At 44.8% G+C, this 22,207-nt stretch carries 20 protein-coding genes and 1 tRNA gene; 9 read left to right on the top strand and 12 right to left on the bottom strand.

All coding sequences use genetic code 11. The features are described 5' to 3' along the window. Positions 1-25 precede the first annotated feature (25 nt). Positions 26-187: a hypothetical protein gene (locus J7529_RS05440; protein WP_318728144.1), complete on the top strand. Its 162-nt coding sequence runs from the start codon at positions 26-28 to the stop codon at positions 185-187. Positions 188-239: 52 nt separating this feature from the next. Here the strand turns inward: J7529_RS05440 and prfC are convergent, their stop codons facing one another. From prfC to ppk2, 3 genes are all read right to left on the bottom strand, one after another. Continuing rightward, complete coding sequence (prfC, locus tag J7529_RS05435; protein ID WP_318728143.1) at positions 240-1,856, bottom strand: peptide chain release factor 3; 1,617 nt, start codon at positions 1,854-1,856, stop codon at positions 240-242. 66 nt (positions 1,857-1,922) lie between these two features. After that, positions 1,923-2,441 carry a DUF1993 domain-containing protein gene (locus tag J7529_RS05430; protein ID WP_278003138.1) on the bottom strand — a complete coding sequence of 173 codons (519 nt, stop codon included), beginning with the start codon at positions 2,439-2,441 and terminating at the stop codon, positions 1,923-1,925. A 75-nt stretch (positions 2,442-2,516) separates the two neighbouring features. After that, positions 2,517-3,344 (bottom strand): polyphosphate kinase 2, encoded by an 828-nt coding sequence (gene ppk2 / locus J7529_RS05425; protein ID WP_318728142.1) that lies wholly within the window; start codon positions 3,342-3,344, stop codon positions 2,517-2,519. Between the two features lie 212 nt (positions 3,345-3,556). Here ppk2 and msrA point away from each other — a divergent pair, with 212 nt between their 5' ends. Further along, a complete protein-coding gene (msrA, locus tag J7529_RS05420) occupies positions 3,557-4,225 on the top strand; it encodes a peptide-methionine (S)-S-oxide reductase MsrA (protein WP_271941913.1) in 669 nt (222 codons plus the stop codon). Positions 4,226-4,379: 154 nt separating this feature from the next. On the opposite strand, the gene J7529_RS05415 is transcribed toward msrA, so the two are convergent. The 6 genes from J7529_RS05415 to J7529_RS05390 all read right to left on the bottom strand — a co-directional run bounded on the left by J7529_RS05415 (position 4,380) and on the right by J7529_RS05390 (position 9,757). After that, positions 4,380-4,453: transfer RNA gene (locus J7529_RS05415), tRNA-Asp, on the bottom strand. Between the two features lie 131 nt (positions 4,454-4,584). Continuing rightward, positions 4,585-4,809 (bottom strand): regulatory protein SipA, encoded by a 225-nt coding sequence (gene sipA, locus J7529_RS05410; protein WP_271941916.1) that lies wholly within the window; start codon positions 4,807-4,809, stop codon positions 4,585-4,587. After that, positions 4,806-5,774 (bottom strand): sirohydrochlorin chelatase, encoded by a 969-nt coding sequence (locus tag J7529_RS05405; protein ID WP_413038815.1) that lies wholly within the window; start codon positions 5,772-5,774, stop codon positions 4,806-4,808. The genes sipA and J7529_RS05405 overlap by 4 nt, the downstream gene beginning before the upstream one ends. Positions 5,775-5,908: 134 nt before the next feature. Continuing rightward, on the bottom strand, positions 5,909-7,171 hold the full coding sequence (locus J7529_RS05400; protein ID WP_318728140.1) for a dihydrolipoamide acetyltransferase family protein: 1,263 nt from the start codon (positions 7,169-7,171) through the stop codon (positions 5,909-5,911). A 116-nt stretch (positions 7,172-7,287) separates the two neighbouring features. Continuing rightward, positions 7,288-7,707, bottom strand: coding sequence for a YlqD family protein (locus J7529_RS05395; RefSeq protein WP_271941925.1), 420 nt, complete (start codon positions 7,705-7,707; stop codon positions 7,288-7,290). Between the two features lie 73 nt (positions 7,708-7,780). After that, positions 7,781-9,757, bottom strand: coding sequence for an AMP-dependent synthetase/ligase (locus J7529_RS05390; protein ID WP_318728139.1), 1,977 nt, complete (start codon positions 9,755-9,757; stop codon positions 7,781-7,783). Positions 9,758-10,311: 554 nt separating this feature from the next. On the opposite strand from J7529_RS05390, the gene psbV reads away from it, so the two are divergent. The 7 genes from psbV (at position 10,312) to J7529_RS05355 (ending at position 17,636) form a co-directional block, all read left to right on the top strand. Then, a complete protein-coding gene (gene psbV, locus J7529_RS05385; RefSeq protein ID WP_271941932.1) occupies positions 10,312-10,803 on the top strand; it encodes a photosystem II cytochrome c-550 in 492 nt (163 codons plus the stop codon). 108 nt (positions 10,804-10,911) lie between these two features. Next, positions 10,912-11,460, top strand: coding sequence for a photosystem II cytochrome PsbV2 (gene psbV2 / locus J7529_RS05380; protein WP_271941935.1), 549 nt, complete (start codon positions 10,912-10,914; stop codon positions 11,458-11,460). Positions 11,461-11,475: 15 nt separating this feature from the next. Next, entirely contained in the window at positions 11,476-12,336 is an 861-nt protein-coding gene (gene rsmH, locus J7529_RS05375; protein WP_318728138.1) for a 16S rRNA (cytosine(1402)-N(4))-methyltransferase RsmH, read from the top strand. A gap of 314 nt (positions 12,337-12,650) precedes the next feature. Further along, positions 12,651-13,043 carry a response regulator gene (locus J7529_RS05370; protein WP_318728137.1) on the top strand — a complete coding sequence of 131 codons (393 nt, stop codon included), beginning with the start codon at positions 12,651-12,653 and terminating at the stop codon, positions 13,041-13,043. 332 nt (positions 13,044-13,375) lie between these two features. Further along, a complete protein-coding gene (locus tag J7529_RS05365; protein WP_413038814.1) occupies positions 13,376-14,065 on the top strand; it encodes a zinc metallopeptidase in 690 nt (229 codons plus the stop codon). A 172-nt stretch (positions 14,066-14,237) separates the two neighbouring features. Next, positions 14,238-16,949, top strand: a complete 2,712-nt coding sequence (locus J7529_RS05360; RefSeq protein WP_318728135.1) for a hybrid sensor histidine kinase/response regulator — start codon at positions 14,238-14,240, stop codon at positions 16,947-16,949. A 24-nt stretch (positions 16,950-16,973) separates the two neighbouring features. Then, positions 16,974-17,636: a class I SAM-dependent methyltransferase gene (locus tag J7529_RS05355; RefSeq protein WP_318728134.1), complete on the top strand. Its 663-nt coding sequence runs from the start codon at positions 16,974-16,976 to the stop codon at positions 17,634-17,636. A 76-nt stretch (positions 17,637-17,712) separates the two neighbouring features. Here the strand turns inward: J7529_RS05355 and J7529_RS05350 are convergent, their stop codons facing one another. From J7529_RS05350 to J7529_RS05340, 3 genes are all read right to left on the bottom strand, one after another. Beyond that, positions 17,713-20,043, bottom strand: coding sequence for a GUN4 domain-containing protein (locus J7529_RS05350; protein WP_318728133.1), 2,331 nt, complete (start codon positions 20,041-20,043; stop codon positions 17,713-17,715). A 68-nt stretch (positions 20,044-20,111) separates the two neighbouring features. After that, positions 20,112-20,828 (bottom strand): circadian clock KaiB family protein, encoded by a 717-nt coding sequence (locus J7529_RS05345; RefSeq protein WP_271941956.1) that lies wholly within the window; start codon positions 20,826-20,828, stop codon positions 20,112-20,114. Between the two features lie 14 nt (positions 20,829-20,842). After that, the gene (locus tag J7529_RS05340; protein WP_318728132.1) at positions 20,843-22,126 is read right to left on the bottom strand and encodes a type IV pilus twitching motility protein PilT; all 1,284 of its coding nucleotides are present in this window, start codon (positions 22,124-22,126) and stop codon (positions 20,843-20,845) included. Between the last annotated feature and the right edge of the window lie 81 nt (positions 22,127-22,207).

Below are 22,207 nucleotides of genomic sequence, written 5' to 3'. Positions count from 1 at the left end.
GCTAATCCTACGCTAAATTGTCAAGATGATACTGTTTCGCCTACCACCTGAAGCTGCTGCCCAACAACTTCAAGAACAAAGCTTTCGGGCAGAGGTTGACGCGAGAGGCGATCGCATCCGTAATGAATTGCAGGCAGTGGGTGTTACCTTTAACCTAGATCTCAACTGGATTTACTTTCATACATAGAGATCTTTAAAACGAAGTCGGGTTTGCTGAATTCATAGATGAGAGTGAATTGTTAATTCATTCCAGAGGATAAGGGCGCGATCGCACTCAATCTCAGATCTTGATGATCGCCCTGCACTTGCTGAAAATTCCACTCATTCTTAAACAGCAACACCGGTCGATCCCAATTATCCTTGACTATCATCGTATTAAATAAGCGGCCAATCTTGTCCAAAATTTCCCAGCCATTGAGTACCCATCTAGCGACAGAATAAGGTAATAACTCCGTCCGAGTTTCCACCCCATATTCATTCAGCAGTCGAAATTGCACCACCTCAAATTGCAACTGTCCCACAGCAGCTAAAATCGGGTCGCGCTTAGATTCATCACTTGAATACATAATCTGTACAGCTCCCTCTTCCCGCAATTGGGTTACCCCTTTATGGAATTGCTTAAACTTGGAGGGATTGGGATTTCTTAAATAGGCAAATAATTCTGGCGAAAAACAGGGAATGCCTTCATATTCCAACTTTTTACCCGTATAAATCGTATCTCCGATCGCAAACACGCCAGGATTATTTAACCCAATTACATCCCCCGGATATGCTACCTCCACCGATCCTCGGTCTTGAGCAAACAGCTTTTGCGGGCGCGAGAGGCGCACCGTTTTCCCAGTACGAGCGTGACTAACAGTCATATCCTTTTCAAACTTACCCGTACAAACGCGCACAAATGCCACGCGATCGCGATGTTTCGGGTCCATATTCGCCTGTAACTTAAACACAAACCCCGTAAACTCTGGATACTCTGGGGACATCAAACCCTGAGTACTCTTGCGATCGCCCGGTTTGAGCGCATAATCTAAAAATGCATCTAAAAACAACTGAACGCCAAAATTAGTCATAGCGCTGCCAAAAAACACAGGGGTTAGCTCTCCCGCATGGATTTCGTCTAAGTCAAACTCTGACCCCAATCCATCCAACAATTCCAAATCTTCCTTAAGCTGATAATACAAATCCTGGTCTAACAACTCCTCAATGCGCGGATCGCCCAAGCGAATCATGGTATCCTTTGCCGCTTGTTTACCATGGGCATTGCGTTCAAACAAATGGATTTCCTGAGTACGACGATCGTACACCCCTTGGAAGCGATCGCCCGTACCAATCGGCCAATTAACCGGATACGTTTTTAACCCCAACTCCTGCTCAATTTCGTCCAACAATTCTAGAGGTTCGCGGGTGGGACGATCCATCTTATTAAAAAACGTAAAAATTGGAATTTTTCGCATTCGACAGACTTCAAACAACTTGCGGGTTTGTGGCTCCAAGCCTTTCGCCGCATCCTCCAGCATCACCGCATTATCCGCAGCCGCCAACGTGCGATAAGTATCCTCACTAAAATCCTGGTGTCCCGGAGTATCCAACAAATTAATCTGACAGTCCTGATACTCAAACTGCAACACCGTTGAGGTAATCGAAATTCCCCGTTGTTGCTCCATTGCCATCCAATCTGAAGTTGCTCGGCGCTGACTTGCCCTTGCCTTTACCGCCCCCGCTTCATGAATTGCCCCTCCATAGAGGAGTAATTTTTCCGTTAACGTGGTTTTACCCGCATCAGGGTGAGAAATAATTGCAAAATTACGCCGGCCATCAACCGCATTTTGTATTTCTGTAGATAGATCAGTAGACATTAGGGATATAGCGCTTCGCGCTGGTAATGGGTAAAATAATGGAGTCAAGGGGTAAGCACTGCCACCCTACTGGCTTGGCAACTTGATTAGTGGAACTAAGTGCATCATGTAATTCTGCTTGCCAATGGGTACACCAGCCATGCGAAGAATATCGTAAGCTGTCACCAGATGAAAGTAAAAGTTTGGCATGAGAAAGTCGTTCACATAGGCATCACCCGACAGCTCGATGTAACGACCCTCATTGAGATCGATGCGCGCCAACTCACTTAGCTTTTGATCTTCAACGTTAATGCCAGAAACAAGTCTCTGGGTATTTGCTATATGTTCGTATGCCTGTGCCAGAGAGATAACGTCTGGATCGAGATTATCCATCGGTTTGCCCTCACACCATAAGGCAAAGTTCCGGGGTTGATTGCAGGTGAAAGCAACTTGTGTGCTGAAGGGAAGCATATCCGTTGCAATCCGCTTGTGAAGAAACGACTCACTGCCACTAAAATGATCCGATGCTGACTTTAGGAGGTGTTCGAGAGTGGTTAGGCGACTTTGGAAGATCGTTTTGATCGAATCTATATTCTGACTAGGCATTTGGCGCTCCTTTAAGGCTGAATGAGTTGCGTTTCGTTGCTCAACCCAACTAAGAGATCCATCATAAGCCATCATCTAGAAGTTTTGAGGAATAAACCTTCTACCCTTCAAGGATAAATGATCGTCATATTGATGGCTCAGATCTCGCTTGCCCAGTTTCACCGGTTTAATCGGCAACTCTTCATAGGGAATCAAACTGAGGAAATGGGAAATACAATTGAGGCGGGCCCGTTTCTTGTCATCAGCCGGCACAATATACCAAGGAGCAAAATCGGTATCTGTTGCCCTTAACATTTTATCCCTAGCCTGGGAATAATCATACCAGCGTCGATAGGATTCTACATCCATGGTGCTTAATTTCCAGATTTTACGCGGATCGTCAATTCGGTCTTGAAATCGACGCTCTTGTTCTGCCCTGCTTGTATCCAACCAATACTTGATCAGTTGAATTCCGGCATCGACAATCATCTGTTCAAACGTTGGGGTATAGTGCAAGAAACGCTGATATTCCTTATCGGTGCAAAACCCCATCACTCGTTCAACTCCAGCGCGATTGTACCAACTGCGATCAAAAATGACGACTTCTCCGGCTGCGGGAAAATGTTGAATATAACGCTGTAGATATAATTGGGTTTTTTCCCGTTCTGAAGGAGTGGGTAAGGCAACGATGCGAAATACCCTAGGACTGACGCGATCGACTATGCGCTTAATAATACCGCCTTTTCCGGCTGCATCTCGACCTTCAAAGACAACAATAATCCTTAGCCCTTTGGCTTGTACCCAATATTGCAACTTGACCAATTCAGCATGAAGCTGAGTTAATTCAGATTCATATTTTTTCTTGGAGAGTTTACACGGTTTTTGTCCACTCGATTTCTTCTTTTTTCCCATGCATTTACTCATGGCAATCTACTTCCCTAGCCTATCATCCTGAACGAATTAATCAGTATCAGCAATGAGTCATACCTCATGAGTTGAGGCGAGTCTATCTCTGAGTCTGGAGTGTCTTCGTTTCCCGACATCTTCCTGTCTTCACCATATTCTCAACTCCCCATCATGCCAACTTCACAAAGTTTTGTAACAATAGAAGCAGTCCCTTATGTCAGAATTGATCTATGTTTCTATTTGGATTAGGCAAGAAAACCACCCTCCCCACTCCTGAAGAAGCCTTACCAGGGCGTAAAACCCCCATGCCTGTACCTGACACACACTTTGTTAACGGTAACCCCCTTCAACCTCCCTACCCAGAGGGATTAGAAATGGCGGTGTTTGGCCTAGGCTGTTTTTGGGGAGCAGAACGCTGTTTCTGGAAACAACCAGGAGTCTTTAGCACTGCTGTGGGTTATGCAGGTGGATATACCCCCAATCCCAACTACCATGAAGTGTGTACGGGTAAAACGGGTCATAACGAAGTCGTGCTAGTGGTTTTTGACCCTCAGCAAATTAGTTATGAAAGTCTCCTCAAAGTCTTCTGGGAAAGCCATGATCCTACCCAAGGAATGCGCCAAGGGAATGACGTGGGAACCCAATACCGTTCTGGGATTTATGTCTATTCTGAAGCTCAGAAAGAACGGGCTGAAAAATCCCGCCAAGTCTACCAAGAGGCGCTTAAGAAAGCTGGATATGACGAAATTACGACGGAAATTCTTGACGCGCCTGAGTTTTATTATGCTGAAGACTATCACCAACAGTATCTAGCCAAAAATCCTGGTGGCTATTGTGGGTTAGGAGGAACGAAGGTTTCTTGTCCAGGGGTAACGATGGGTGAGGGAATAGGGAATTAGGGAATAGGGCATGGGCAGGAGAAGGCTGCAATATGCATTCACATTCCACCAACGATATCCTGCCCACCCTATCGGTTATGTGAGACTAAAAACTCCTAGACATTTTGCCGGGCAGTGAGTCTAGGAGAAACGTTTTTCTATTCAGAGGGGTTAACGGGACTGACGGGGCTCGAACCCGCAACTTCCGCCGTGACAGGGCGGTGCTCTAACCAATTGAACTACAGTCCCTTAATCAAGCCAATATCTATAGTTACATGAATTTTTAGGTTTGTCAAGAGAATTGAGAATTTTTTTTGGGGAATGGAGAAGATTGGGAAGATTGGGCTGTCTCCCGATCTTCCCAATCTTCCTCATCCCTGTCAGGAGACGACTTCGATGTATTGGCTATCCATCAGAAATGCGCCCCCAGTAAAGCGAACGCCCCAATAGCCTCCGGGACGACAGTCGAGAATTGTGCCTTCTTCACCGAGTTGAATGACATCGGGAGGGCGAAGCATGGGCATGGGTTCGGCAGTTTTGACGTAGGGCGGAAGGGCAACCACGCGCACGCGATCGCCGACTTGAAAGGTTTTTGATTCACTCATGGGACTTGCCAAATGCGTTGATGATAGGCTTGAGGATCGGCATAGGGATCGACTGGGGGATGGTCGTGATCGTGATGATGATGGTGATGATGACTGTGATCGTGGGAATGATCGCCATCACCGATCGCAGCTAACCGGAATTTGCATAACTCACAGTTCATCTGCACTTGTCCCAACTGGGTTTCAATTTCGCGATCGCGCACCAGATGCATTAAATGAGGATCGATTCCCATCTCAGATAAGCACACATGGTTAATCTCTGGAAACTGTTCCTGTTGCTCGGCAGTGATATCGGCAATTTTCTTCACCAATACCCCAGTGAATAAGAAATAGGGTAACACGATAATTCGCTTCGGCTGATAGAGCCGAGCGCGACGAAACCCTTCTTCTAGGCGAGGATGGGTAATACCGATGAAACAGGTTTCGACGGTTTGATAACCGCTTCCTTCCCACACCATACGGGCTAACTTATAAACATCTCCATTGGCATCTGGATCGCTCGATCCGCGCCCCACAAAGAGGAGTACGGTGTCAGCGCGGGGATACTCTGGGGTATCCAGGGCAGTTAGGCGATCGCCCCATAACTCTAAAATACTGGGCGTAATCCCAAAATGCCGACCATAGTGAAATTTCACCTGCGGATACTCTAACCGGGCTGCATCCAAGGCATTGGTGACATCAAATTTATTATGGCGGGCAGCAAATAACAAAATCGGCAGCGCAGATACTTCCGTATATCCTTGCTCTACACAGCGTTTAACGCCTTCTAGAATGGTGGGTTCTGTTAACTCCAAAAAACAAGGAATTACCGGTCGAGAAGGGTCTAGAGCTTCATAGGCAGCCGCAAAATCGATAAATGCCTCTCGCCCCTGGCGATCGCGGCTCCCATGGCCAATCATCAACAACGGACGGTTGATGGGCAAGGGAGATAATTGAATTGAAGACGGTTTAAGTTGAAGTTGCATGATAGCTCGTAAGATACGATAACCCTCTGGCATAGTACGTTAATCCTATGGCAGAGGGCTATGCAGGGATGGGGGATAAGGTCGAGTTATTCTAGGTGTAGACGTTCCCTCGCGATCTAGAGGGAATCGCCCTCCTACAGGGTTAAAGATTCGGGATTATTTTCAATTAAATCGGCTAAATCTTTAAGGAATGCGGCTGCATCTGCACCGTAGATAATACGATGATCGCAGGTAATATTCACTGTCATTTGTCGGCGCACACCCATTAAACCATTATCCATGGCTACCACTTGGGGTTTAGAGGCACCAATGGCGAGAATTGAACCTTGACCCGGGGGTAAAATAGCGTCAAATTGATCCACACCAAACATCCCTAAATTGGAGAGGGTGAAGGTTCCGCTATTGTATTCTACTGGTTGTAACTGCTTGGAGCGAGAACGAGCAACCAAATCTTTCCAGGTGCGTGAGAGGGAATAAATATCGAGTTGATCGGCATTTTGTAGTACTGGAGTAATTAAGCCGCCATCATCCATGGCAACAGCGATCGCTACATTAATATTGGAGGGATATTGGATGCCTTCTTCGGTATAACCGGCATTAACGATGGGATGTTTAGCCAGAACCACAGCCACTGCTTTAGCTAGCAGAGCGGTCATGGTAACGCCCTTAGACTTAATCTGTTTATAGAGCCGATCCAGGTTATCAGTGGTAATGCTGTAAGCAACATGGAACGTGGGCACTGCTAAACTCGCCACCATGTTGCGGACAACAGCCTGTTGCAACGTATTGAAGCGTACCACCTGACCGGGGGTAACTGCGGGTTTCGGAGCTGGAGCTGGAGCAGCCACAGGTTTGGGAGCGGCAACAGGGGCAGGAGCAGCAATAGGCGCTACACTGGGGGCCACACCAGCCGCACTTTCCACATCTTGGGCTACGATGCGTCCATGGGGGCCACTTCCGACTAAAGTCGCTAAATCCACCTTTAAGTCTTTAGCCAATTTCCGGGCGCGAGGAGAAGCAATGGTACGGCCATTGCTGCGAGCCGTTGCGGCAACAGGAGCGGGTGCGGCAGGAACAGGAGCAGGTGCTGGCGCAGGTGCTGGGGTAGCAGCGGCAGGAGCGCTTTTGGCTTGTCGTTTAGCGGTCTCAATTTCGGCTTCGGTTTCGGCAATAAAGGCGATCGCTTCTCCTACCGGTGCAACCCCACCTGCATCTACAATAATAGTGGCAAGATAGCCTTCATAAAAGGATTCCACATCCATGTCTGCCTTATCGGACTCGACAATAACGACGGTTTCTCCTTTCTCAATTTTGTCCCCTAGGGACTTTTCCCAAGAAACAATTTTGCCTTCAGTCATGGTAGAACTGAGGGCAGGCATGAACACTTCATGAATCATGGCACTGTTATCCTTAAAATTTAATTGGGTAATAGGGAATAGGAAAAACCAGTGGCTCCCTATTTCCTTTTGCTTTTTGCCTTTTGCCTGACTTCTTCCAGAAGTCTATATTTAGGCTAAATCTGACCTCGAATTTCTTCGACCACCCCATCTCGGAGGACAATTTCCACCTGCATTTTCTGGATCAAGTTTTCTCCTGGGGTAATGGTAAAGAAGCTATCCATTTGACCTTGATCGACTTCCTTATCTAACTCTAGGGTTTGTACCTGATTCAGTTGGTTTAGAAGTTGATTTTTTTGTTGCAGCAACTCGTTTTTCTTCTGATTCAACTGGGCTTGAATCTGGGTAACCTGTTGGGGATTTTGGGTTTGCATATTGGTAATCATGCTCTGGCCCTGCATCTCTACCTGTTGAATTTGTGTATCCATTTGGTTGAGTTGATTTTGGAGTTGTTCTTGAACTTCTTCCTTCCATCGAGAAGTCACAATGACTTTAATCCGAACGGGTCGTTTGAGCAGCAGGTTTTGGGTATCCATGTTTAGCAAATTCACGCTGTGTAAGTCCAGTGCAATTGAGGGTCAAAACAGGCGATCCTGTTTCTGAAGATGATTAAGTGAACATCCCGTTAATCATATCGCGATACTGTTCTCTCACAATGGGACGTTTGATTTTCAAGGTTTGGGTCATCATGCCATTGTTAATGGAGAAGGGTTCAGTAATCAAACGGAAGGGGCCAATGCGGTCATCGGGGCGATACCCTGGGCGATTTTTGACTTCCCGGTTGAGTTCGGCTCGGAACAGCTCTTGAATGGCTTCATGATCGAAGTTGAGCTGCAAGGTGCTATCCTCAAGGGTTTGGGCAATTGCCTGATCGCCAGGATGATGGTGTTTGACCCAGGTCTCTAGGGCTTCGACATTGGGCACAATTAAGGCTCCGAGCGATCGCTGATCTTGCCCCACAAGCATCATTTGATCGATATACGGACTGCGGGTACAAGCATCTTCAATGGGTTGGGGTTCGATATTTTCCCCATTGGTTAAAACAATGGTATCTTTAGCTCTTCCGGTAATCACCAGTTGTCCCTCTGGGGTGAGGAAACCTAAATCTCCGGTGTCAAACCATCCGTTAGAGTCAATGGCCTTAGCCGTGGCTTGAATATTCCCATAATAGCCTTGCATAATTTGGGGGCCTCTAGCCACAATTAATCCCCGATCGCCTTGGGGCAGAGGTTGACGTGTGTTTGGATCGACAATTCGCACTTCAGTGCCGGGTAGGGGTGTACCGGACGATCCGCGTAAATTGCGATCGCACCGCCGAGCCGTGAGTACCGGAGCCGTTTCGGTTAAACCATAGCCGACTAAAATCTCAAAGTTAATCATTTCAAAGAACTTATCAATATGCTTGGCTAAGGAACCGCCTCCACTAATGACTTGTTTCATCTGTCCACCTGTGGCTTGGCGAACTTTTTGATAAATCAGGCGATCGCCTAAATAATGTAAAGGAGCCAGCAGCGCCGCCTTAATGGTAGCCGAGGTGCGTTCTGAAGCAGATGGGGTAAGATTCTCTAACTCTAGTTGTTCCTTAATCCGTTTGGCCGAAACATAGTCTTCAGAAAATCCGAGAAAGGTTTGGATTAATTTTTGCCGACTTTGGGGCTGTTCCCGAAATTCTTTCTGAATACCTTCATAAATAGATTCCCACAACCGAGGCACACCCACCATGTAATGGGGTTTATAGTTTTTTATCTCTTGTTTGAAGTTGCGGATATTGGTGTATCGCTGGGAACAACCTTGGGAGAGCAGATAGTACTCGATCGTGCGCTCGTACACATGCCAAGAGGGAAGAATGCTTAAAATGCGATCGCCCGGATCGGGAGCTACCACAACTGCCAAAGTACTGACTTGATAGAGCAAATTACTATGGGAGAGCATCGCGCCCTTGGGTTTTCCCGTAGTTCCAGACGTATAAATGAGCGTCGCTAACTGCCTGGGGTTATGTTCTACTGGTTGATAGGATTGTCCCTGGGCACGATCGCATAATTGCCCAAAATTAAGATATAGAGGAGCCTCACTAGAAGAAACGGGGAGGTCTTCATCACTGAGGAGGATAATCGCTTGTAGGGTAATCGAGTTTAAACCAGGAGCCAGTTTATCCAGGGTTTTGAGATTTTCCACAATCAGAAAACTGCATCCGCTATCTTGGAGGATATAGAGCAATTCGTCGATATCTGCTTGGGAACTTCGCACCGCATTAGCGGCTCCAGCCATCATAATCCCTTGGTCAACCACAAACCATCGAGGGCTATTATCGGCAAACAGGGCAATGCGATCGCCCGGATTAACCCCAATTTGTTGCAGAGCGATCGCCACCTGTTGCATTTGCTCGTACATCTGGCTATAGGTTAGGCTGACCTTCTGTTGGCTATGGATATCTTCGAGGGCGACAATATCGCCAAACTTTTGGGCGGCGATCGGCCAAATTTGGGCGATCGATCCTAGGTGACTATAATTCACGGCATGACTTAAATTCGCCTTTTCTAGCACTGACAGATTCGGATAATCAGATGCCACAAACCCATTACTCATCTTTTTTCTAATCCCACACTCAATTTGTTCCAGTTTATAAGACAGTGGAGAGTCGGCAGTCGGGAATCCGGAATAGGAAAAACCGCGCGATCAAAGGCTCAAACCCTGGGTAGGGGCTTGCCTATTTTTCGCCCCTACTGCCTACGCCCTGTCTATTGACAAAATATCTAGACTATGCATTAACCTATTTTCGTTTAATGTTGGTGAAAATCTGACAGGAGAGTTGGTCTAAAGACCCCGCAGTGGCATGATATTCATATTGCGCTTTTGGCGGTGGGACACACCGTTTCAGCCTGTGGAGCGAATGTCAGACTCGAAAGGCATTGTGCCCTAGAAAGCTGTTGCGAAAAACCCGCAAGGGACAGAAGCAGGAACCCAAATCGTGAGGTTTGGGAATCACCGTCCTTCCAGGGCGGTGAGGATGTCAAAATGAAGATCGACATAGAAGGTAACAATCCCAAGTCCAGTAGGTATTTTAACTACTCATTGGTCTTGGGTAGGCCAAAGTGTTGAAAATTCCAATAACAAAATGTCATAGTCTTTGAGGGAGAACCATGCTGAAACGATACATTGTGCTGATATTAGCCACTGTATTTCTGGCCCTGAACGTTGTTGTCGGGAGTGCGACGGCTGCCAATATTTCGGAAAAGAACCGCACTATTCCCGTTGATCAAGCAGGCGAGACCACAACAATTACTCAAGATGAGTATGTGTTAGGGAAGAGACTGTTTGTGGATACCTGTTCCCAGTGTCATGGAACAGGGATGACCAAAACCAACCCGAATGTGGGATTGGGTGTTGAGGCGATGGCTGGAGCAGAACCCCCCCGTGATAATCTAGCGGCTTTAGTTGACTATATGCAGAATCCCACCACCTATGATGGAGAGATTGAAATTTATGAACTCCATCCGAGTACCCGGAGTGCGGATATTTTCCCAGAAATGAGAAACCTTAGTGATGAGGATTTAAAAGCGATCGGCTCTTATATTCTGGTGGAAATGAATGTGCGTCCGAATCAGTGGGGAGCGGGTAAAAATACTCGTTAATTCTCAAAAGAGTCCCTCCGACTCCTGGGGATAGGAGTGGCACTTTTTCCAATTCAATAGCAGCAGTCTTGAGTACTGCTGCTCTTAATGTTGATTTATCTAAAGTTCATGATTAATTTCCCTCGATTCAAATTCGGTTTAAACGTTTTTTTGGCTGAGAGTGGGCGACAATGGAGGTGTTGGCTGCGTCCAGTGATGGCGATCGCCTTAACCATCGGTTTACTCTGGACTCTAGCCACCCCTTCAGCTTTCGCTTCAGATCGCTATGTAATCCGTTTCCTAAAAGCCTTAGAGCCGGTAGAAATTCCCTTAGATACGGCAGGTAATACGAAAACAGTGACCCCGGATCAGTTATCAGAAGGCAAAACTCTGTTTAACAAAAATTGTGAAAATTGTCATTTAGGGGGCACAACCCTGCTGAGTGACTATGAGTCTTTGTCTTTAGAGTCTCTGCACAATTCTACTCCTCCCTTGGATAACATCAATAATATGGTGGGTTATCTACGCGCTCCTTTAAAACAAAAAGGGGACTATCAAAAATATGCCTGCCGTGAAGTGAGTCCAGAGTGGATGTCTTCTGAAGAACTGGAAGATTTATCGGCTTTTCTGATTCGTGCCGCTCAAAAAGTGGAAGGTTGGGGAGCTGGAGAGTTTTAGATTAGGGAATAGGGAATGGGGAATGAGTTTGTACATATTCCTGTTTTAGGGTCAGAGTTAATTGAAGGTCTAGACGTGCGTCCAGGGGGCAAATATCTGGACGCGACGGTGGGAGGAGGAGGCCATAGCTTGCTGCTGTTTGCCCAATGTCGAGATATCTGGGTAACTGCCATTGACCAAGATACGCAGGCACTAGATGCGGCTAAACTGACGTTATCGGAGTATGGCGATCGCCTAACATTTTGGCATGGCAATTTTGTTGATTATCCGGGTAATGCTGAACAATTTGATGGCATTATCGCCGATTTAGGAGTTAGTTCTGCCCAATTTGATATCCCAGAACGGGGATTTAGTTTTCGCCATAGTGCCCCCTTGGATATGCGGATGAATCAACAGCAATCCCTGACGGCTGCGGATTTGATTAATCATGGGGATGAGAAGGAATTAGCCGATATCTTTTATCAATATGGTGAGGAGCGCTTGTCCCGGCGTATTGCTCGCTCTATTGTGGCCAAACGTCCCTTTAATACGACGACTGAGTTGGCCCAGGCGATCGCCTCCTGTTATCCTCCTCGCGCCCGTCATGGGCGGATTCATCCCGCTACACGAGTGTTTCAAGCCCTACGCATTGCAGTTAATCAAGAGTTAACCGTTTTGCCCCAGTTTCTGGATCTCGCTTCACACTGGTTAAAGCCTGGGGGAATCATTGGGGTGATTAGTTTTCATTCCCTAGAAGACCGATGCGTTAAACATTACTTTAAGGACTCCGCAGAACTTACCGTTTTGACCAAAAAACCGATAATTCCTCACGCAGAAGAAATCCAAAACAATCCCCGTGCGCGATCGGCAAAATTGAGATTGGCAAAACGTCTATAGTTCTACGTACGGGTAATGGGGAATGAGTTCATTATTGTGCCCTATACCCTCGATCGAGTCCCTTAAGCTGTTTCAACTTTCGATGTAATTCTTTATAAAACTTAGAATAGTTGTAAGTTTTTCTCTTGTAAGCATCTTAGTAAATGTTTATGATTGAATTTTCGCGGGGTAAAACCGAAAAAAACTGGAAATTATGGGGGATCGATCGAGATCCTCTGAAATGATAGGGTCAGAGGATCAATTACATATCTATCTCAAGAGAATCGGAACCGTTAGCAGCTCTTGAGCCACCAGTTATGGGATTTAACGGGAATATGGAAACTTTAAAAAATAATGTTTTAGTCTTAGGGCAAGAGTTAGACGATTTCAACCTCTTGCAATCGCTGCTCAATCATGTCCCTTGTCGAGTCGCGATCGCCAAATCACCCGAACAAGCAGTGACTCTATCGAGTCAAACCCTTCCGTCCTTAGTCATTCTATCAGGAAATTGCCATCAATGGTCGGCTGATTTTGTGAATCAATTACGAAAGCAAGCCCAAAAATGTGGTGTGACTATTATTGCCCTAACCGATTGTCATGCTCCCAGTTGGCTACATCAAGAATCCCATCTAGGGGTAGATGGATATTTGGTCAAACCGGTAGCTACAGATATTCTCATGTCAGTAGTAGAATCCGCTAGACTACGGCAGTTTTGTTGTTTTCAATAACAGCTAGAGGGGCGGTTTCTCACTAGATCTTTCCTTTAGCATTCCGCTTTTAATCGGTGATTCGGTTCACACTCCAGAAAACCGTATCTACCTTACAATGCGGTTTTCAAACGTTCAAGACTATACTAGATTCAATAGCCATTCTGAGATTGAGGCACTCAAACCCTTACAGCAGTTTCTGTTGTAGCTCTCTCCCTTCGACTGCGCTCAAGGCGAGGAGGGAAAGCCTTAGAAACGGGGGGTTTTAAGGTAAAAATGGGTTTCCCATGATCGATTCCTCCTTACCAGTTCGTCGTGCTATTACTTTGAGCATTTTGGAGATTGATTCTTGTATGTCTTACTATAGCTCCTATCTAATCCTGATCCCAGGAATACTCTTAATGTTCTGGGCGCAAAACCAAATCCGTAGCACCTATCAGCGTTATGCCCAAATTCCCTCTAGTATGGGAATGACTGGTGCAGAAGTGGCTCAAACCATTCTCTATCAAATGGGAATTACAGATATTAGTATTGAACCGGTTGCTGGAGAATTAACCGACCATTATGACCCTAATGCGAAAGCGGTACGCCTTTCTCAAGGGATCTATAATTCTTCTTCTTTAGCTGCTGCTGCGGTGGCTGCCCATGAATGTGGCCATGTGCTGCAAGATAAGAAGGGTTATAGTTTTATGAATCTGAGGGCGAATTTAGTGCCCGTGGCTAATTTAGGCTCTCAGTTTGGCCCGATGCTCGTGATTTTAGGGTTATTTTTGAGCAGTTTAGGTACAATTTCTAGCTTAGTCATTAATTTAGGAATCGGATTATTTGTGGGCGCGATCGCCTTTCATGTAGTTACTCTGCCAGTAGAATTTGATGCCTCTAGTCGCGCCCTGAAGTTAATTGATAATCTAGGAATTCTGCAAGGAGAAGAAAATCGAGGCGCTAAGGCGATTCTACAAGCGGCTGCTTGGACTTATGTGGCTACAGCATTATATTCAGTATTGCAACTAGCACAGTTGCTACTAATTAGCCGCAATCGCTAATCAGAATTTAGGAGAGTTGCATTCTATCAACTCTCCTAATTGAACTTTAATAAAGAAAAATCTAACCGAGTTGAGTCGTAATCTAGATAACATTTACAATCGCCCCCATAAGGTTAGTATACTTGAGTAAATACCTATAATTAAACTACTACTAAAAACTGGAGACCCACTCATGAGCGATTCTAAAGCTTCACCATCGCTTCCTCTTCGTCTGGTTCTGGTTGTTCCTTTCCTGATACAGATTTTTGCAGCAGTTGGACTAACCGGTTATTTTTCTTTAAAAAATGGAAAAAAAGCAGTGAATAATGTCGCCTCTCAACTGCGAACTGAAATCACTGGGCGCGTTCAGAGCTATCTCGACAACTATTTAGCTATTCCCCATCAAATTAATGCAGCCAATGCTCATGCCATTCAACAAGGATGGCTAGATTTGGAGGATAGTCAAGCTCTACATCGCCAATTCTTAAATCAAAGTTATGCCTTTGGTCAAAACTATCCCCTTTACATTTATCTAGGGAACCAATCCGGAGGATTAGTCGGGAGTGGTCGGTACAATCTCAATGAGAGCTTTTTTGGGGCATTTACCGAAAATCTGAAGCCCGGAAAATCAATGAAGTATACATTCGATGCCCAGGGAAACTTAAGTGATTTAGAGGGCATCTATGATTTTTATAATGCCACGGAGCGACCTTGGTATCAAAAAGCAGTTAAAGAAAATAGCCCAGTCTGGAGTGAGATCTATACCTACGCGGATAATATTTTAGGCGTTACGGCTGCTCAACCTATTTTTGATGCAGAGGATCAATTAATCGGGGTCGCTGGTGTGGATATTCCCTTAGATGTAATTAACCAGTTTTTAGCCTCGATTAAAGTAGGGCAATCCGGTCAAATTGTGATTATGGAAAGATCTGGCTATGTGATTGGATCTTCAACCCAGGAATCTCCTTATCTCAAAGATGAAATCACCCAAGAACCGAAGCGCTTAGAAGCGAGCGAAAGCTCAATGGTATCCATTCGCGAAGCCAGCCAATTTTTAGAAGCAAAGTTTTTACAACTGAGTCAAATCGATCAAACCCAACAATTAGAGTTTTGGATCGATCGAGAAAAGTATTTTTTACAAGTTACTCCATTAGGGAATGAGCAGGGATTAGATTGGTTGATTTTGGTGGTGATTCCTGAATCAGATTTTATGGCTGAAATTGATGCTAATACAGTGAGAACGATATGGCTGTGCTTAGCTGCATTAGGAGTTGCTATAACCCTGGGAATTTATACATCTCGTTGGATTCTTCAACCTATTTTAGCTCTTGTTCAATCTTCAGAATTAATGTCTCATGGCGATTTAAATCAACAGGTTAAAAATGGGAATATTACGGAACTACAAACCTTAGCAAATGCGTTTAATCGCATGGCGAGTCAACTGAAAGCCTATTTTACAGATTTGGAACAACGGGTACAAGAGCGCACAGCAGAATTGGCGGAAGCGAAAAAAGTGGCTGATAGTGCAAACCAAGCTAAAAGTGAATTTTTAGCTAATATGAGCCATGAGTTGCGTACTCCCTTAAATGGTATTCTCGGTTATGCTCAAATTATGGATCGTGCTCAGGATCTTAATAACCATCGTAAGGGGGTGACGATTATTCACCAAGCAGGGTCTCACTTATTGAACTTAATTAATGATATTTTAGATTTGGCTAAAATTGAAGCTAGGAAAATGAATTTGGTGAACAGTGATTTTCATTTTCCATCTTTTTTGATAGCTGTAGCAGAAATGGCAAAAGTAAAAGCAACCACCAAAGGGCTTGATCTCAAGATATTGATCGATGATTGCTTACCAGTCGGAGTAAAAGCAGATGAAAAGCGTCTACGACAAGTGTTATTGAATTTATTAAGCAATGCGATTAAATTTACCGATGGAGGTGCGGTGACGTTTAAGGTCGATGTGTGTGAGCGCGATCTAGAGTCTCATCAGGTTAGAATTTGCTTTGGGATTGAAGATACGGGTATTGGCATGACTCCTGAACAATTGGGGCAGATTTTTTTGCCGTTTGAACAAGTGGGATCTCAGTCTAAGAAGTCACAGGGAACGGGTTTGGGGTTAACTATTTGTCGGCAAATTGTGACGATGATGGGAAGTAACCTTGAAGTAGAAAGTGAATTTGGGCGGGGGAGTAAGTTTGGCTTTGAACTAGAGCTAGAGGTTTCTGAGGAATGGGTGAGCCGCGCTACGATTTTAGAACAAGGTAAAATTATCGGTTATCAAGGGGAACCGAAAAAAATTCTGGTGGTTGACGATCAAACCCTGAACCGAACCGTTGTTTATGAAATTTTAACTCCCTTAGGGTTTGTGATATCAGAGGCTAAAAATGGACGAGAAGGATTAGAAAAATTGGTGAAAGTAGCTCCTGATTTAGTGATGACGGATATTATGATGCCAGAGATGGATGGCTATGAATTTGCTAAAGGGATTCGTGAATCCTATTCACAAGATCTGCCGGTATTGGCGGTAAGTGCAAGTGTGTCTTTAGGAGATCAGAATTTGGCGATCGCGGCTGGATGTAATGAATTTCTAGATAAGCCGTTGGATATGGAAAAGTTGTTTACTGTTTTAAAGCGCTATCTCCACTTACAATGGATTTATGAAGAGAAGCCATCATCGCTTTCCTCTGATCCGTCTCCGATAATTGTGCCGAAGCCAGAATATTTACAACCCCTCTATAAAGCGCTGAAAATCGGAGATATTGATGCGATTGAGGAGACAGCTTATCGGCTAAAAGAGGAGGAAAGCGAATATGAAGCGTTTAGCGATCGCCTCTTGGAGTTAACGGCTGAGTTTGATGAGCGTGGTATTCTAGAGTTTCTGGAGAGCCAGTCTAAAGTCTAAAGTTCTTAAAGTGATGATTGTGGTATGTCCCTAAAATCGTTAAATCTAACCCCTGAGTTGTATGATTATCTACAAAAAGTTTCCCTGAGAGAACCAGAAATTTTAGCCCAACTGCGAGCAGAAACGGCTGCTAATCCTAGGGGAGGGATGCAAATTGCCCCAGAACAAGGTCAGTTTATGGCGTTTCTAGTGCGGTTGATGGGGGCGAAAAAAACCTTAGAGATTGGGGTATTTACGGGATATAGTAGCTTAGTTGTAGCCTTAGCATTGCCTCCAGAGGGTCGGATTGTGGCTTGTGATGTGGATGCAGAAGTAACGAATATAGCGCGTCGCTATTGGCAAAAGGCAGGAGTTAGCGATCGCATCGACTTACACCTTGCTCCCGCTCTAGACACCCTAGATCAACTCATAGAGAACGGAGAAGAACATACGTTTGATTTTGCCTTTATTGATGCCGATAAACGCAACTACATCAATTATTACGAAAAAGCCTTAACTTTGGTGCGTCCAGGAGGAATGATTGTTATTGATAATGTGTTATGGTCTGGAAAAGTCGCCGATCCGCAAGTGAATGATCCGCGTACCGAATCCCTTCGAGCGTTTAATCAAACTCTACAGAAAGATGAGCGCATCGAGTTAAGTTTAGTCCCTATTGGCGATGGCTTAACTTTAGCCTGGAAACGCTAAATTTATAGTGTGAGCATCTTGCTCGCTTTGAACCTCTCGCGAGCGAGATGCTCGCACTCACTGAATCCCTTATGTACTAAAGTTTAGAGAACAGAAAAGAGGCAACTATGCCCTCAATTCCACCTACACATACCCCTACCAACCTTGGGAGGTGTCCTTGTGGCCCTTTGGTATTAAAAGTGTAGCCATTAGGATACCTCAACCATCTGTTCTCTTTTATCCAACCGATACGATTGCCAAATTTCTTCCACATATTGTCATCATATACTCCTAATTTTCCTCCTAAGTCCAGCCAAATTTGCTTTTGCACACTGAAGCCAAATTTACCCTTGCTATACTTTACCCACAACTGGTCTATCCCTCGTAATTCATCGCGAGGAAATTTTCGTAAATCATTACTATCTAAATAACCTTTATTTTCATCATCGCCTAGCTGCAACATTAAACGAGTCGTTTCCTCATCTGCTTTTTGCCATTCTCCATTGCGGAGATAACGTTGCAAATCTTGAAACAATAAATTACTAACATTCGCTTCTAGCTCTTGTAACTCTTTTTCTATTTCCGGATTAATTTTACGAGGTGTTTCTTTGATGCAATCATAAGCCAAAGCTACGGCATCTGCTGTTCCTATATTAATTAAAGCTTTCAAAAATTGATTGGGATTCACTTGTGCAGCATACAATAATATAGTTTCTCTCCACCAAGACGCTTGCCAATTTTGGATTAACAACTCCTCTTGCTTAGTGCGAATAATTTCTCTCGCTGCTAAATAACCCTGAAAACTTAAATGAGCAAACTGATAATCATCATCTCGTTTTACCAATAGTTCACTTACTTCAACTATTTGTTGAATCAATATCATCACATCCACTGAACAATCAAATCTGGCCACTGGATCTTTGATGCAATTATATAATGAATAGTAATCAATTTCTGGCTTGTTTTTTTGCACCATATATAAAGCCAATTCTTGTAAAATATGCTCCGCTTCATCCGCAGGTAACAGCAAAGACAGATTTCTAGCTAAAGGGCGATTGACTAATTGTAAGTTGATCACTTGTCGATATAAATCACTGCGCCTTTTGGGTAATTGTTCACTGGGATAAGTTCGATGAACATTGACAATTAAATTTAACAAGAGGGGAATTTTAGCTAAGTCATCTAGTTCCGGACGGCTCTTTAACTGTTCTAATAAATTATCCGCTTTTGTTCTTGCTTCAGCTTTTACTTTTGGAGTATCTCTTCCTCCTCTCGCATATCTCTCTTGATGCCAATACCAATTCTGAACAAATCTCTCTTGCTGATGGCGATTAAATGGCTGAATAAATAATTCACCCTTGAGTTTATATTTATAAGCAAATGATTTATAACCGGATGGACGGGAGGTGACAATAAAATAAGCCTCTGGATACTGTTTCATTTCTTTCCCAAGCCATTTACTGATAATTATCCTCCAAATTTCATTTACTTCATCAAAACCATCAATCATTACCAACATATTACCATTCTCTAGATGTTTTTTCGCCCAATTATGTGGCAACCTCAATTGATCATAACCTGGAAGATTAGGGATATGATGATTTCCAATTAGTTCAGGCAACGTTAAGTGTTTTTCGTTAACAATAAGTGATTGCCATTGACGCAGTAATAATAAAACAGGTAATACTTTAGGCGCTCGATATCTTCCTTCTTTCTTCTGAGTATAAATATAAGTAATGTGGCGCAGTAGTGTCGTTTTTCCATATCCTCCCCAGGAAATAATTGCTAACCGGCGATAGGCTTTGATTTTATTAGCTTTTCTTAAAATATCCCAAATATCCAAACTTTTTTTTTGAATTATTTCAAGTTTCTTTCGATCCCACTTCATTCCCGGAAAAAGAGGTAAAGATTCTCCTGCTAAATTCTGAATAAAAGAATTACTTAAACCCAATGGAACAAAGACTTCATTTAATAATAGAGTATAAGTACCTAATGCCGGATTAAAACCTTCCATTTCAAAGTCTGGCCACATATTCCCTTGCAACGTTAAGTATTTGTCTTCAACTCCCGCCAACTGCCATTGAATTGCAGAAGTAATTCTTTGATTTGTCTGGTCTATCCAGGCAATTAAACCTTTCGCGTCTTCTGTTCCTCTCTCTTCGTAGATCTCGGCTAGGGTTCTCAAAAAACTATCAGAATAAGCAGCCCAAACGACAGTAACCGCATTCACTGGCAATAGTAGCACTGCCATAAACCACTCTTGTTGAAACAGGAAGGCAATAAATGCGCCGCCACTCCCCCCTAATGGCATCCACCGCACAAACGTCAACAGCGGTTCGCGAATCCATTGGCGAGCGGATGCGTTATCAATTGTTACTGATTCCGATCGCTGTTCTTCTTGTTGCTCTTCTCGCGTTTCCTCTGTCATAGCTCAACCTCAGAAACTCACCCCTATTATATTTAGTATTATATCTAGCTCTCCCTATTCCCCATTCCCTAATGAATCAAGCGAAATAGTTGCTCCTGATATTCAATTTCTCCGACCACGCGACGCATGGGTTGGGGCCAAACCCGGAGTAGGGTGGGAGTCGCTAAGACCTGATCTTGTTCGGCGAGATCGGGATGTTTGAGAATATCAATCACTTTTAGGGTGTAGGGTTGAGAAAGACTTTGTTCTAAAAACAAATGAACTTTGTGTAACAGTCGCTCTGTTGTGTTGTGATTTCCAGAGACAAATAAGCGAAAAATATAGCCATGGGGATTAAATTCTTCTAGGGATAAGTCCGGTTGCATCTCTTCTATAGAGCGATGTTGGACTCGCACCACCCAATCATGATCTTCCCAGAGTTGGGGAAATTGCTCGTAATAGGAGGCGATCGCGATCGGATCGCACAGCTCAGTATCACAAGATACTCGTTTCCACTCAACCTCTAAGCCAAATAGGGCATTTAACAGCGGTGCATAATCAAACACCAGGGGATAAGCTTCAGCCACACAATGGATTTGCTGAGTGTAGGGATCAATCCATCGATCTAGGGTTGCCGTATAACAGGGGACTAAAAAATGGGGGGGGGCACAGAGATCCAAAAGGGTTTGTAATTTAGCACACAGATCAATATGCCATCGATTCCGTTTACTTGGATCGATACAGTAAACAATATCCCCCCCAGGAGTGAACAGGGCGATCGCTTTGAATGACTCAGAACCCATCATTCCCTTGGTCTAAATTAAATCCGACCTCGGAGGAATTGAGCCATTTCATTTGGCGTTGGCGATTTCTCTAGGGCTGTTTCTTCCGTGATCCGACCTTCTTGATAGAGATTATACAGAGCCTTATTCATCGTCGTCATCCCTTCAAACTCTGACCGAAGCATGATTTGGGTAATGGCCTCCAAGTCATTTTTGATCACATACTCCTTCACCGCATCCGTAGCAATCATGATGTCATGGAATGCTGCCCGCTTACCATCCGTTGTTTTACATAGACCTTGGGCAACAATACAGACTAAAGATTCCGCCAAGGACACTCGCAGAGCGGGCTGTTCTGCCGGGGGAAACATCCCCATGATCCGCTCAATTGTTTTTACCGCACTATTGGTGTGCAGGGTTCCCATAACCAAGTGACCGGTAGAGGCAGCTTTGAGAGCAATTCCCATCGTTTCCTTATCCCGAATCTCTCCCACTAGCATCAAATCGGGGTCTTCCCGCAGAGCCGCTTTCAGGGCATTTTTAAATTCGCGGGTATGGCGGCCAACTTCCCGGTGTTTCACCAAAGCTTTTTGACTCACATGGACAAATTCCACCGGGTCTTCAATCGTAATAATATGGTGGGCCATGTTCCGATTGATATAGTCAATCATCGCCGCCATGGTGGTCGATTTCCCGGAACCCGTGGGCCCTGTCACCAGAATCAGCCCCTTGTGATAGTGACAGATATCCTTGAACACTTCTGGAGATTTCAACTGTTCCATCGTCAAAATATTCGATGGAATCAGGCGCAACACCATCGCTGGCCCGGCTAAGGAATCAAAGACATTAATCCGAATTCGCACAAAGCCAAAATCAAACGCACCGTCAAAATCGAGGTGGTCTTGGAATTGACGAATTTCTTCATCCGTCATACATTCTCGCAACCAGCTCATGAAGGTATTCAGGTCAGTTTTGGGATATTCCAAACTGGTAATATCACCCCGTTTCCGAAAACGGGGAATCTCATTGACCCCTACGTGGATATCGGAGACCCCTTCTTCATCGGCTCGTTTAACAATTTCTTGGAGGGTGGGATTACCGGGACTCGGCCCTGCTTTGGCCGCTGACCGCTTGGCGGCTTTGGGCGCTGCTCCTGGAGGGGGAGCTGCCTTCGCCTTCGCCTTCGCTGCCTGCGGATTCATGGGCATGGTTCTGGCCGGCATTTGTTGGGTGGCTCCATCCGCACTAGCGGCTGCACGCGGAGGAGGTGCTGGGGGACGAGGGGGAGGAGAGGGGGGTTTTTTCTGGGGAGATTGGGTCATAGCTAAGTCCTGTACAATACATCAGTATAGAAAAAGCATCAAGCTTCGGGCATCGGCGATCGATGCATCAAAAGGTTAAGC

This window comes from Roseofilum sp. Guam (assembly GCF_017746735.1).
Taxonomy (GTDB): domain Bacteria; phylum Cyanobacteriota; class Cyanobacteriia; order Cyanobacteriales; family Desertifilaceae; genus Roseofilum; species Roseofilum reptotaenium.
This window is presented reverse-complemented; position numbering and strand designations above follow the sequence as displayed.

Bases quoted from the DNA above. Each gene is read 5' to 3' on its own strand.
- J7529_RS05440 (WP_318728144.1), top strand. From the start codon at position 26: ATGATACTGTTTCGCCTACCACCTGAAGCTGCTGCCCAACAACTTCAA.
- prfC (WP_318728143.1), bottom strand. From the start codon at position 1,856: ATGTCTACTGATCTATCTACAGAAATACAAAATGCGGTTGATGGCCGG.
- J7529_RS05430 (WP_278003138.1), bottom strand. From the start codon at position 2,441: ATGCCTAGTCAGAATATAGATTCGATCAAAACGATCTTCCAAAGTCGC.
- ppk2 (WP_318728142.1), bottom strand. From the start codon at position 3,344: ATGAGTAAATGCATGGGAAAAAAGAAGAAATCGAGTGGACAAAAACCG.
- msrA (WP_271941913.1), top strand. From the start codon at position 3,557: ATGTTTCTATTTGGATTAGGCAAGAAAACCACCCTCCCCACTCCTGAA.
- sipA (WP_271941916.1), bottom strand. From the start codon at position 4,809: ATGAGTGAATCAAAAACCTTTCAAGTCGGCGATCGCGTGCGCGTGGTT.
- J7529_RS05405 (WP_413038815.1), bottom strand. From the start codon at position 5,774: ATGCAACTTCAACTTAAACCGTCTTCAATTCAATTATCTCCCTTGCCC.
- J7529_RS05400 (WP_318728140.1), bottom strand. From the start codon at position 7,171: ATGATTCATGAAGTGTTCATGCCTGCCCTCAGTTCTACCATGACTGAA.
- J7529_RS05395 (WP_271941925.1), bottom strand. From the start codon at position 7,707: ATGGATACCCAAAACCTGCTGCTCAAACGACCCGTTCGGATTAAAGTC.
- J7529_RS05390 (WP_318728139.1), bottom strand. From the start codon at position 9,757: ATGAGTAATGGGTTTGTGGCATCTGATTATCCGAATCTGTCAGTGCTA.
- psbV (WP_271941932.1), top strand. From the start codon at position 10,312: ATGCTGAAACGATACATTGTGCTGATATTAGCCACTGTATTTCTGGCC.
- psbV2 (WP_271941935.1), top strand. From the start codon at position 10,912: ATGATTAATTTCCCTCGATTCAAATTCGGTTTAAACGTTTTTTTGGCT.
- rsmH (WP_318728138.1), top strand. From the start codon at position 11,476: ATGGGGAATGAGTTTGTACATATTCCTGTTTTAGGGTCAGAGTTAATT.
- J7529_RS05370 (WP_318728137.1), top strand. From the start codon at position 12,651: ATGGAAACTTTAAAAAATAATGTTTTAGTCTTAGGGCAAGAGTTAGAC.
- J7529_RS05365 (WP_413038814.1), top strand. From the start codon at position 13,376: ATGTCTTACTATAGCTCCTATCTAATCCTGATCCCAGGAATACTCTTA.
- J7529_RS05360 (WP_318728135.1), top strand. From the start codon at position 14,238: ATGAGCGATTCTAAAGCTTCACCATCGCTTCCTCTTCGTCTGGTTCTG.
- J7529_RS05355 (WP_318728134.1), top strand. From the start codon at position 16,974: ATGTCCCTAAAATCGTTAAATCTAACCCCTGAGTTGTATGATTATCTA.
- J7529_RS05350 (WP_318728133.1), bottom strand. From the start codon at position 20,043: ATGACAGAGGAAACGCGAGAAGAGCAACAAGAAGAACAGCGATCGGAA.
- J7529_RS05345 (WP_271941956.1), bottom strand. From the start codon at position 20,828: ATGATGGGTTCTGAGTCATTCAAAGCGATCGCCCTGTTCACTCCTGGG.
- J7529_RS05340 (WP_318728132.1), bottom strand. From the start codon at position 22,126: ATGACCCAATCTCCCCAGAAAAAACCCCCCTCTCCTCCCCCTCGTCCC.